The organism is Moorena sp. SIO3B2 (genome assembly GCF_010692525.1).
Lineage (GTDB): Bacteria > Cyanobacteriota > Cyanobacteriia > Cyanobacteriales > Coleofasciculaceae > Moorena > Moorena producens.
This window is the reverse complement of record NZ_JAAHHE010000191.1, coordinates 1-12,242: the sequence shown is the minus strand read 5'-3', so window position 1 is coordinate 12,242 and position 12,242 is coordinate 1. Positions and strand designations below refer to the sequence as shown.

Annotated in this window: 9 protein-coding genes and 2 pseudogenes; 6 read left to right on the top strand and 5 right to left on the bottom strand. The window is 43.9% G+C overall.

Features of this window, described 5'->3' with window-relative positions; translation table 11 throughout:
* Window positions 1-110 precede the first annotated feature (110 nt).
* Window positions 111-839 carry a calcium-binding protein gene (locus tag F6K38_RS26900; protein WP_287358120.1) on the bottom strand — a complete coding sequence of 243 codons (729 nt, stop codon included), beginning with the start codon at window positions 837-839 and terminating at the stop codon, window positions 111-113.
* A gap of 361 nt (window positions 840-1,200) precedes the next feature.
* Window positions 1,201-1,416 carry a hypothetical protein gene (locus F6K38_RS26895; RefSeq protein ID WP_044493068.1) on the bottom strand — a complete coding sequence of 72 codons (216 nt, stop codon included), beginning with the start codon at window positions 1,414-1,416 and terminating at the stop codon, window positions 1,201-1,203.
* Window positions 1,417-1,978: 562 nt separating this feature from the next.
* Between F6K38_RS26895 and metH the strand changes: the two genes are divergently transcribed.
* From metH to F6K38_RS26880, 4 genes and pseudogenes are all read left to right on the top strand, one after another.
* On the top strand, window positions 1,979-5,569 hold the full coding sequence (metH, locus tag F6K38_RS26890; RefSeq protein WP_287358118.1) for a methionine synthase: 3,591 nt from the start codon (window positions 1,979-1,981) through the stop codon (window positions 5,567-5,569).
* Window positions 5,570-5,910: 341 nt separating this feature from the next.
* A complete protein-coding gene (locus F6K38_RS26885) occupies window positions 5,911-6,414 on the top strand; it encodes a hypothetical protein (RefSeq protein WP_287358115.1) in 504 nt (167 codons plus the stop codon).
* Window positions 6,415-6,577: 163 nt separating this feature from the next.
* Window positions 6,578-6,724 (top strand): annotated as a pseudogene (locus tag F6K38_RS44420) (BrnT family toxin); the annotation flags it as partial.
* Between the two features lie 4 nt (window positions 6,725-6,728).
* Window positions 6,729-6,866, top strand: a pseudogene (locus F6K38_RS26880) (antitoxin); the annotation flags it as partial.
* A 15-nt stretch (window positions 6,867-6,881) separates the two neighbouring features.
* Here the strand turns inward: F6K38_RS26880 and cbiE are convergent.
* The 3 genes from cbiE to F6K38_RS26865 are packed head-to-tail and all read right to left on the bottom strand — an operon-like array spanning window position 6,882 to window position 9,696.
* Complete coding sequence (gene cbiE / locus F6K38_RS26875; RefSeq protein ID WP_287358112.1) at window positions 6,882-8,228, bottom strand: precorrin-6y C5,15-methyltransferase (decarboxylating) subunit CbiE; 1,347 nt, start codon at window positions 8,226-8,228, stop codon at window positions 6,882-6,884.
* Window positions 8,221-8,835: a cobalt-precorrin-8X methylmutase gene (locus F6K38_RS26870; RefSeq protein ID WP_008183858.1), complete on the bottom strand. Its 615-nt coding sequence runs from the start codon at window positions 8,833-8,835 to the stop codon at window positions 8,221-8,223. Before F6K38_RS26870 ends, cbiE begins: the two co-directional genes overlap by 8 nt.
* 54 nt (window positions 8,836-8,889) lie before the next feature.
* Complete coding sequence (locus F6K38_RS26865) at window positions 8,890-9,696, bottom strand: DUF1868 domain-containing protein (protein WP_044493066.1); 807 nt, start codon at window positions 9,694-9,696, stop codon at window positions 8,890-8,892.
* A 160-nt stretch (window positions 9,697-9,856) separates the two neighbouring features.
* Between F6K38_RS26865 and F6K38_RS26860 the strand changes: the two genes are divergently transcribed.
* Together F6K38_RS26860 and holA are read left to right on the top strand one after the other, a co-directional pair.
* Window positions 9,857-11,188 (top strand): RNA-guided endonuclease InsQ/TnpB family protein, encoded by a 1,332-nt coding sequence (locus F6K38_RS26860; RefSeq protein ID WP_048815244.1) that lies wholly within the window; start codon window positions 9,857-9,859, stop codon window positions 11,186-11,188.
* A complete protein-coding gene (holA, locus tag F6K38_RS26855; RefSeq protein ID WP_287295916.1) occupies window positions 11,175-12,173 on the top strand; it encodes a DNA polymerase III subunit delta in 999 nt (332 codons plus the stop codon). Before F6K38_RS26860 ends, holA begins: the two co-directional genes overlap by 14 nt.
* The last annotated feature ends 69 nt before the right edge of the window (window positions 12,174-12,242 follow it).

Below are 12,242 nucleotides of genomic sequence, written 5' to 3'. Positions count from 1 at the left end.
TTCCTGAACTACTGCTGACTTTTTCAGCTGGTCACCCACCAGGAGGTATTGACTCAAACTATTACTCTGACTAATTTGTCAGTTTTACTGAGATCTAGTCTACCGTACTTTTAAAAGAGCCGCACCCTATTAATTTGCAGGCCATCTAAGGATTCTTGGCTTTGGATAATACCAATCAGTTGCTCAGAACCGTTACCATCAAAACCGTCAGCATCGAAGAAGATTCCTAGACCGGAAACGCCATTAAGAAGCTCAACATCTTCTAATGTATACTCTATGGCTCCTTTCAGCTGAATAACATCTTTACCAGGTTCAAAGTCAGTAATCAAAGCGTAGCTTGGTGGGGGTTCTGTAGGAGGGGGCTGAATGATGAATCGAACTTGACTATCATCATAATAAACTGTCTGAGTATCTCCGAGAACGAAGGTATCTTTGCCTGAACCACCAGTGAGGGTATCCCTCTCCAACTGACCAGGTTGTTCGTCAAAGATATCCACACCAACTAAGGTATCATCACCACTGCCACCGTTGAGGGTATCTTTGCCAAAGCTACCCATTAAGTTATCGTTGCCACTCCCCCCAAACAGCCTGTCATTGCCAGTATCGCCATCAAGAATATCATCGCCCTGGTTTCCGAACAGGAAGTCATCATGTCCGCCACCGTTGAGGGAATCGTGACCTCTTCCACCAAATAGTAAGTCCGAATCATCCCCTCCATTTAGGGTATCATCACCCCTGTTCCCGATGAGTACGTCTCTGCCATCAAAACCATTGATCTCATCGTCAAACCGAGTACCAACGAGAGTATTATTCCCCTTATCACCGTTGATAACTGCCATGTTAATTTCTCCTTGTTTTTTTCCCAATAGGGAATCAAGCCTTCTATAGTTATTACAAACGATTTATCTCTAGTTGTATTGCCACATTGGCTTAAATTTAGAATCTAGGGTGAATGGGTTAATAAGGGAATCGGGAATCGGGAGTAGGGAGTAGGGAGTAGGGAGTAGGGAATAGGGAATAGGGAATAGGGAATAGGGAATAGGGAATAGGGCATCAAAAATTATCACAATTCCGACACCGATTGCTATAGCAACCCACTGGGCAAAAGCAGCTTTAGGATAAAAAAAACTAGTTCGTTCTTTTAAGTAACTGACTCCAACCCGACCATTGCCTTTGCTGTAAACTCTACGCGGTAGCTCATTACCAATTCAAGCCAAGTTTCTCAGCTACTTCTTCTGCAGGAATACCAGGCTCTCCAAGTTGAGTGCGGTGAAGCGAATCAATCAACTCCTGCACAACCTCAGGTCTTAGTTGTTTATTTTTATCAGGATCGCTCAACAGTGCTTCTAGAGTTTCAGTGACTGTTTCTTGGATGAGGAGCTTACACTCATCAATAGTCAAGTCTTTAACTTGCATGGTCTTTTCCATCACATAATTACTCTATATTATAGCATTTTTTAGAGGAGATTGTCTTTCAGCAGTTTCTGGAATTTGGTACAATCGGCTAGCCAAAGTATAGCCAAGTTTTTAATCCCTGCGCTGCCTAACTTGTGCTGCACTTTAGGGACCGACTATCCCTTGGGCTTTTCCAAGAGATCCGTGCCGACGTAAACTGAGTCGTTAGCGCTGCATCTGTTAACTATAAGTATTATCAACGCTATAAATCTGGTTTAATGGGTTTACGAAACTAGTTTATTAACGTTGCACACTATTGAATTTATACTAATTATTTGATAATGTAATTTGTAAATTACTGTTTGTTTCACCCTTTAACTGAAGTTAATTAAACCCTTGAAATTATAAACATAAACTGTTGAAAAAAAACTAATTTGACCTAAAATTTAAATTATAGCAAAAATTAAATAAAATAATTTGGGTGATTTTTGATAAACTAATTATAAGAGCCGACATAAATGAATAAAATTCCGTAAACTGTCAACGGTCAACACACCACTGAAGTCAACAAATAACTGAATCTATGAATAGCCCTTTTCTCAATCACCTCCATAGCCCAAAGCGCCCGGTTATCGTATTTGATGGGGCAACTGGAACGTCTCTCCAAACCCAAAACCTCACCGCTGAAGACTTTGGTGGACCTGAGTACGAGGGATGTAATGAGTACCTTGTCCATACTAAACCAGAAGCAGTGGAAAAGGTGCATCGGGGCTTCCTGGAGGTGGGAGCAGATGTGATTGAAACGGATACCTTTGGGGGTACCTCGATTGTACTGGCAGAATATGATCTAGCTGACCAAGCCTATTACCTAAATAAAGCAGCTGCGGAACTAGCGAAACGGATGGCAGCGGAATACTCCACTCCAGAAAAACCTAGGTTTGTGGCAGGGTCGATGGGTCCTGGTACTAAACTCCCTACCCTGGGACATATTGATTTTGATACCTTGAAGAACGCCTATGTGGAACAAGCCTTAGGGTTGTATGATGGCGGTTCTGATTTGCTGATCGTTGAAACTTGTCAGGATGTGCTCCAAATTAAGGCAGCCCTGAATGCCATAGAAGAGGTATTTGAAAAAAAAGGGGCAAGACTGCCACTGATGGTATCGATCACTATGGAAGTGATGGGTACTATGCTGGTGGGGTCAGAAATTAATGCGGCGCTAACTATTCTAGAGCCTTACCCGATTGATATCCTTGGTCTTAACTGTGCCACTGGGCCAGAGCAAATGAAGGAACATATCAAATACTTGTCTGAATGTTCCCCATTTGTGGTTTCTTGTATCCCTAATGCTGGATTACCGGAAAATGTCGGAGGGCACGCTCACTACAGGCTTACTCCTATGGAACTGCGGATGGCACTGATGCATTTTGTAGAGGATTTGGGAGTACAAATTATTGGTGGCTGTTGCGGTACTAGGCCAGCTCATATTCAACAGTTAGCGGAGGTTGCCCAAACCCTGACCCCGAAGGAGCGACATCCTAAGCATGAACCGTCAGCAGCATCGATTTACAGTTCCCAGCCTTATGAGCAAGATAATTCTTTCCTAATTGTTGGTGAACGGCTCAATGCTAGTGGTTCTAAAAAGTGCCGCACTATGCTAAATGCAGAAGATTGGGATGGATTGGTATCTTTGGCTAAATCCCAAATCCGGGAAGGGGCTAACGTCCTAGATGTTAACGTGGACTATGTGGGACGGGATGGAGTTCGGGATATGAACGAATTGGCCTCCCGTTTAGTCACAAATTCCACCTTACCCCTGATGCTGGACTCCACAGAATGGGAAAAGATGGAGGCTGGCTTAAAGGTAGTTGGGGGTAAGTGTATCCTGAACTCCACTAACTACGAAGATGGGGAACCTAGGTTCTATAAGGTACTGGAGTTAGCTAAAATCTATGGCGCGGGAGTGGTAATTGGTACTATCGATGAAGATGGTATGGCCCGGACAGCGGATAAGAAGTTTGAAATTGCTAAACGTGCTTATAACGATGCGATCGCATATGGTATCCCGGCTCATGAACTCTTCTTTGATACTCTAGCGTTACCAATTTCTACAGGCATTGAGGAAGATCGGGAAAACGGCAAAGGAACAATCGAATCCATTCGTCGGATTCGGGAAGAATTGCCTGGGTGTCATGTTATCCTAGGGGTTTCTAATATTTCCTTCGGACTAAACCCAGCAGCACGAATTGTGCTTAATTCCATGTTCTTGCACGAAGCAATGCAAGCAGGGATGGATGCAGCAATTGTTAGTGCTAGTAAGATTTTACCCTTAGCCAAGATTGAGCCAGAGCATCAAGAGGTTTGTCGAAAACTGATTTATGATCAGCGGGAGTTTGATGGGGATGTGTGTACCTATGACCCCTTGGCCGAGCTGACTACTCTGTTTGAAGGGAAAACTACAAAACGCGATCGCTCTCAGGATGAAAACCTATCGGTAGAAGAGCGGCTCAAGCGTCATATTATTGATGGGGAACGGATTGGTTTAGAAGAACAACTGGAGAAAGCCCGAGAAAAATATCCTCCCCTGGAGATTATCAATACCTTTTTGCTGGACGGGATGAAAGTGGTAGGGGAACTATTTGGTTCCGGGCAAATGCAGCTGCCGTTTGTATTACAATCCGCTCAAACCATGAAGGCAGCAGTGGCTTATTTAGAGCCATATATGGAAAAATCCGAAGCAGGGAAGAATGCTAAAGGTACCTTTGTAATTGCTACGGTGAAAGGAGATGTTCATGATATTGGCAAGAATTTAGTGGATATCATCTTGTCCAACAATGGCTACGAAGTGATTAACTTGGGGATTAAACAGCCAGTGGACAATATTATTGATGCTTATGAAAAGCACAATGCTGACTGTATTGCCATGAGTGGACTACTGGTGAAGTCTACCGCCTTTATGAAGGATAATCTGGCAACCTTTAATGAGCGGGGAATTACGGTACCAGTTATTCTAGGGGGTGCTGCCCTAACACCAAAGTTTGTCCATAAGGATTGTCAGAATACCTACAATGGTCAGGTAGTTTATGGTAAAGATGCCTTTTCTGACCTCCATTTCATGGATAAGTTAATGCCAGCAAAAGCAGCTGGTAACTGGGATGATAGTAAAGGCTTTATCGATGAGGTAGAGAATGGTTTAGCAGTTGAAGCTTCTTCCGAATTGAAAGTTGACAAGTTGCAGCAGAATGGTTCACAAGACAACTCTCAACCAGCAACTCCCCTTTCAACTCCTGTAGATACTAATCGTTCGGAAGCGGTAACCTTAGATATTGAGCGTCCAACACCGCCATTCTGGGGAACTAAGATACTTCAGCCAGAAGATATTTCCTTCGAGGAAGTCTTATGGTATCTGGATTTGCAGGCGTTGATTGCTGGACAATGGCAGTTTCGGAAGCCAAAGGACCAGTCGAGGGAGGAGTATAATCAGTTTTTGAAGGAAAAGGTTGACCCAATTCTGGCGAAATGGAAGGAAAAAACTCTTGCTGAGAACTTGTTACATCCCCAGGTAGTCTATGGATATTTTCCTTGTTTAGCTGATGGTAATTCCTTGATAATTTATGATGCTAAAGGGATGAATCCCGAAGGCGCAAAGGACCCGAAGGAATTGCAAGAGGTGGCACGGTTTGAGTTTCCTCGGCAACGGTCTGGTAAGCGTTTGTGTATAGCGGATTTCTTTTTACCGAAGGAGTTGGCAGAACCAGGTCAATTCGATGTGTTCCCAATGCAGGCGGTAACTGTGGGGGATATTGCCACAGAGTACGCTAAGGAATTATTTGATGGTGATCAATATACGGATTATTTGTATTACCACGGATTGGCGGTACAAATGGCTGAAGCCTTGGCGGAGTGGAGTCATGCTCGGATTCGTCGGGAGTTAGGGTTCGCAGATCAAGAACCCGATAGTATTCGGGATGTGTTGGCTCAGCGCTATCAGGGTTCACGGTATAGCTTTGGTTATCCCGCTTGTCCAAATCTCCAGGATCAGTACAAGCAGTTGGATTTGTTGGAATGCGATCGCATTAAGTTATACATGGATGAGAGTGAGCAGTTGTATCCAGAGCAATCTACCACGGCAATTGTAGCTTATCACCCCATCGCTAGGTATTTTACTGCTTGATCTCTCAGCTTTTTGAGAATTGACTCTTGTTCCCCCCAAAGTTGGGGGGCTAGGGGGGCAAAATTCAGTTGAGCTAGCAAGATTTCAGTTGATTAATACTGGAATCTTGCACCCTTGTTATTAATCTTTAGGGTTCGCAGTGTTTATCAAAGTGCAAAGCCCAGCTTGGTGAATCTGTATCAAGCATTGCCCACCCTACTACATAAACTGGTAACAGACTCGAAAAAATTTCCACCCACCCATTTAATATTTACTCTTTATAATATATAATTATAAATTAGGTAAAACTACAAAACGAAAAGTAATCGAACGTTGATGATCATAACTTTTGGTAAAGTGGGATGAGTGGTCAAGATAAAAGTCATAGGATACAGATCATTGCCGCTGTAATTGGCCTGGTTGGTGCACTGGGGGCAGCTGTGATCACGAATTGGCATAATTTATTTCCTAAGGAGATTACCAAGTCTCAAAATTTTGGTCCAGAAAAAGTAAGTTGTACTGGCAGTGGCCAAGTATGCAGTAACCGCTTCGCAATAGATGTAACAACGCGCGGTTTCTTAAAAGTCCAGTATGTCGTCCCCCCTACTCATTGCGGTCCAATAAAAATCCATTTCTACCTTGACGGTGAGCGTGTTACTTCTACAGATACCCTTGGGTGGAGGGGCGCATCTGGCCAGTTCAGTAGGCTTCCGTTGACCTCAGGTAAAATTGATCTTGGCCCTGTTTCCTCAGGAAATCATTCCATTAGTTTAGAGGCTGAAGGGAAAGCTGCGGGTTGTAATCGTGGGCAGCTCAATTCTTGGTTAGGGAATCTACAGGTCTGGACATCAGTTTTGGATAAGTAGTTCCGTAGGGTGCGTTAGGGGAGCACTCATTTTTTGGTAGCTAGAGTTGAGACACTCAGCCCCGTAACGCACCACTGTTGGCTCAAAGAATAAAAATGAAATCCACCCGGAAGTGCCAACCCTTTAATCTTTTGTGTGGGTTGATTGCCTATTGCTACTAGCGGCGATCCAGTTTTGGGAAGAAGATCATTCTGAGATAGAAGACCGATTTTTACTGATTGTTCATTGTTACCGATAGGAGGAATCAGTAATCAGAATCATTTCAGCCCGCAAAGCCACTAAAAATGAAAGTAAACACTATCGATGCTAAAACCATGAAACCAGAATATGACCTTGCCAACATGAAAAGCCGCCCCAATCCTTATGCCAAGAAATTAAAGCAACCAGTAACTTTGCCTTTGAGGATTGATGTAATAGAATATTTTGAAGCAAAGGCGCAAGAAAAAGGAATTTATTAACTCTCAAACTCAGCACTTCCAAGCTGTCAAAATAGTTATCGGATTGAGAGGATTAAACCGAGTTAGTTTTCCCACAGGTACCGACTTTGATAACTGCACCTGTAACCATTGATAATTCCAGTGATCCCCCCTAACCCCCCTTAATAAGGGGGGGAAGGAATTTGCTCTAATCCCGCGCTCGGAGGGGGGGAAACGTTTAGACTCAAACCAACTATAGGCTGTATTAATATGCTCTACAGTTGCTAACGCTAACACTATAATACCATCGAGCTCTAAGCGAGTATCACAGTAATCCAAAATTGAGTGTAAATTACCACCACTACCGCCAATAAAAATACGATTTGGTGTTGGTAAATCCTTCAAAACATCCGGTGCTGATCCATGAATTGATGTAACATTATTAACACCTAAACGTTGACAATTTTGCTCAATCAAAGCACTCCCCATGGCTGTTTTTTCAATAGCAAACACCTGAGATGTTTTCGATAAACGAGCAATTTCAATGGAAACCGAACCTGTTCCTGCACCAATATCCCAAACCGTTTGCCCTGGTTTGAGTGCTAACTCTCCTAGTAACAGCAGCCTGATTTCTCGCTTGGTCATTAAACCAGGGCGATCGCTAAAACTAGTAAATGTCTGATCTGGTAATCCCAGTATCGGTAAGGAGTCTGGATCCAGGGATTGGTCAAGGGAATCAGGGTGACGTAGTAATACCACCACATTCAGGGGCGCAAAGGTCTGGTTCAATACTGCTTCTACACCAAGACATTGCACCCGTTCATCCATACCTCCTAAATTTTCACATACCCAGAACTCGTAGCAACTGGGTAAATCTAGCGCTAGCAATAATTTAGCGATCGCTTCAGGTGTATTGCTGCCATCCGTCAGCACTGCAATCTTGTCAACTCCCTGCTTCAAGGCTGGGATTAGTTGTTCGAGAGAACGGCCATGAGCACTGATTACCTTAGCATCTTGCCAAGCAACCTTAATCCGACTGAAGGCTAACTGAATCGCACTGACATGGGGATGAAACCTCAGCCTTGAGGGGGGAAGTTGGCTTAGGAGCAATCGTCCTAAGCCAAAAAACAATGGATCACCACTCACCAACACTACGATTAGGGTATCGTGATCAGCACTATCGAGCTGCTTACGAATTAATTCAATAGCGTCAGCAAAATTCCCCAATACCAGTTGTGACCCTTGGTGGTTGGGAAAATAACCTAAATGGCGCTGACTTCCTACCAATAGCGTCGCTCGTTCCACCAGCTCCTTGACTTGATCAGTTAAGCTAGCTGCTCCATCTAAACCAATGCCCACTACATGGATGGGTGACCTTTGGGATGTTTTATTACTCACTATCCCAAGCCAATACCATTAATCCATTCAAAATAGCTGCAGCCACTGGAGACCCTCCTTTAGCTCCTTCAACCCGAATCTGAGGGATAGATATCTTTGCCAAAGCAGCTTTCGACTCGAGCACTGAAACAAACCCAACCGTTGCGCCAATCACCAAAGCTGGTTTGACCTGAGAGTGGGGCAACTGCTCACATAAAGCCAACAATGCCGTAGGGGCATTACCAATCACAAAAATAGCCCCTGGAAACTGCTCAAAACATCGGAGTAAACCTGTTTCCGTGCGCGTCTTTCCTGGCAGAGCTACTGGTGCCTGGTCTACTGCGACGATCAGGGGATTACCAAAGGTTTTTGCCACCATACTGGCTATCCCCTGTTTGACCATTCCGACATCTGTAACAATTGGTGCTCCCTGCCGCAGTGCAGAAATACCAGATGCGATCGCATTTTCACTAAACCGAAGCAGTTGGGCAAATTCAAAATCAGCCGTACTATGGATTACCCTGCGCACAATAGCATACTCAGCTCGATTAAACTGATGCTCCCCAATCTGTTGGTCAATAATGGCAAAACTTTGCTCCATAATCGGATGCATCGACAATGCTTTCATCTCAATCCCCAACCCATACTCTGCTCCAACTTAAACACTCAGCACGCTACCCACTCAAAACTCCAAAACTGGCCATTCCGGTTCCCGCAAGAAGCGCATCATATTGTCAAACTTCCTTAATTGAGCCTGCCTAATCGATAGTACACTCCCTTCTACTTCTAGGGCTTGGCCACTTAACTCGAATAGGATATTGCTAATGCGATCGCTATCCAATTCCTGGGGGATATCTCCGAAATATCCTAGAGTGATGTGAGCCGTAAAATGGTATTGCTGTTCAATACCTAGAGCCATTAAATCAGAATTTTGATAAATACACCGACGCAGTTGCGCAATCCGATTGTATGCCTGTTCATCCTTGGGCGCTAGACATACACCAATCGCTCTGGGCATGACCATTAAGCCCAACAGCTGCCAGCTAATGGGATTACCACCATTTGCTAAAGACGTTTCCTGGCTGATACCGACATACTTGTCGAAACTTGCCTGTATCGACTGAAGCAGTTGAGTTTCAAACTGTGGATTTTCAGCCGTGGCATCTCGGTAAGCATTTTCCCAAATCAAGTCAGCCAGGGTTAAATGAAAACTATCCGGGGGTATGGGTACCATTAAACCCGGGTCTAGTTGCTGGATCAGCTCTTTTTGGAGCTGCTGCATGTTATTATAGAATGTTGAATTATTCGTCTCTTCCTCCCAAGGTGGTGTGATTACAGTGTAACCAGGAAAAGGGGCAGGCTCTCTGCTGCCATTAGGGAGACGTTTAAACTTGGGTGACTCTTGGATATTGAGTAACTGCGATTGATAGGTTGCGGTTAGGGTCAGCCGTGTGACCCGATTTAGATAACTTTGATATGTATCGTCCAATTTTGCCCCCTTACGTGTTCTGATATGGGAATTTACCAAAAAGCGATGGTGAAAGCCCCTGTCTTTTAAGCAGGGGATGAAACCGAGCGAGCCCTCACAGCCGACACATTTATGTGTCCTGTTTATAGTATAATGAGTAATTAGCGAGGAGGTGATCCAAGTGTACGGCTGTCAGCAAGTTTTATTGAGTCCAGATCTTGAGTTATTGGCAATTCTCAACTTTTTATGCACACAATCTCAGAGATTGACAAACATGGGCATCTACTTTGCCCGTCAACTCTACTTTAAAGCTAATCGCTACATCGACAAGTTTGAGCTAGAAAAAGAATACAAGCCCAATCGTCACTATAAGGCACTTCACTCCCAAGCAGCACAACAAATACTTCGTTCAGTGTACGAGTCCTTTAAATCCTACAAAGAATTGATTAAAGCATACCGAGAAGGGAAGATTGAGACTAGACCAAGACTGCCCAAGTATAGAAAAAAGGGAGGTTTGGCATTGGTCAGTTATCCCAAGCAAGCCTTAAGATTAATAGATGGAAACATAAGAATACCATTGGGCAGACAAGTAAAGTGCTGGTTTGGCATTGATAGTTTTAGATTACCTCTTCCTAGCAATATTAAATTTGATGACATCAGAGAATTAAGAATACTGCCAAGGAATAGATGTTTCTATGTTGAGTTGGTTTATAACAAAGGAATAGAAACACCAAGTGTAGAAATAAATAATGTACTTGGTATTGACCCAGGATTGGATAATTGGCTAACCTGTGTTTCTAATGTAGGAACTAGCTTTATTATTGATGGTAAGCACATCAAATCGATGAATCGTTGGTATAACAAACAGATATCAACAATCAAACAAGACAAACCACAAGGATTTTGGTCTAACCACCTAGCGGCGATAACTGAAAAACGTAACCGTCAGATGCGTGATGGAATTAACAAAGCCGCAAGACTGGTTGTCAATCATTGCTTGGAAAATCAAATTGGTCGAGTAATTTTTGGTTGGAATAAAGGAGGCAAACATGAGATAAGGCTAGGCAAAAAGACTAACTCGGAGTTTGTGCCAATTCCTACAGCTAGACTCAAAGAAAGAATTGCTCAGCTTTGTCAACAGTATGGAATCGAGTTCATAGAAACAGAGGAAAGTTATACCAGTAAAGCATCGTTCTTAGATGGTGACTATCTGCCAAAATATGGTGAAAAACCCGATGATTGGAAACCGTCAGGGAGAAGAACTAAGCGTGGTTTATACCGAACCACAATGAATTGGTATGTCAATGCGGATTGTAATGGTGCTGCCAATATAATACGTAAAGTAAGCAGAACGCTAGGTATTAGCCTAGACCGACTGGGTAGGGGCGTTTTGACTCGTCCCCACAGGGTTGTCCTGTGGTCAGTTAATAAGAAAACAGCGTGGAGTGACGTGGATTCATCCCGTCACGAAACATCCTTATTAGAATCCCCCGTCATTTATGCGGGGGAGTAGTCAACTCTATTGGGGAAAGGATGACTTTGCCATGGCTCAAGCCGTGGACAAACTGCGTCGATCCTTAGTTGACCCCAACTGGGCTAGTTTTAACTATGACAAAATTTCCCCAGACCAACCAGATGCTGTAATTCAAGCCTTGAATCAAGTAATGACTCCTCCGTTTGGCATCGGTGGACGTCTAGTGTGGTTAGTCGATACAACCCTGTGTCAGCAATGTTCGGACAATTTACTGGCAGAATTAGAGCGTACTATACCAGTCATTCCTAAACACTCCGTTTTGTTACTAACTACCCCCCATCGACCAGATCCACGACTCAAGTCCACGAAATTACTGCAACAGTACGCCCAGATTCAGGAGTTTGCTCTGATTCCCCCCTGGAAGACCCAGCAGCTGCTCAATCGGGTCAAGTCCTACTCCGTTGAATTTGGGGTCAAACTAACCAATAGTGCCGCTGAACTCTTAGCCGAATCCGTTAGCAATGACACCCGACAGTTATTCAACGAACTGGAAAAATTACGACTCTACGCGCTGTATGATAGCCAACCCTTATCAGAAAGTACCGTTGCCACCCTGGTAGTGGCTAATACTCAAAATACCTTGCAACTGGCAGAGGCGATTCGGCAAGGGGATGGGGCAAAAGCCTTGGAGTTGTTGGCTGCCTTGATCAACCACAATGAACCTCCTTTAAAGATTGTCGCTACCTTAATTACCCAGTTTCGTACCTGGTTGTGGGTGAAGTTGCTGGTCAGTGAGGGGGAAACCGATCTAAATGCGATCGCTAACACTGCCAATATCAATAACCCCAAACGAGTTTACTTCCTCAAACAAGACGTGGAGTTCCTTTCCCCCAAGCAACTCATCTCCACTCTGCGCGTGTTGCTGGAGTTAGACCTCAACCTCAAAACCGGAGCAGACCCCCTTTCAACATTACAAACTAAGGTGATACAACTTTGTGAAATCTTTAACAGTTCAAGAGTTTAGAACCGTCAGTGGCTTCACCCAGGCTAGCTAAAAGGATTGAAGGTTAAATTCTTTTTATACTCATGCTTC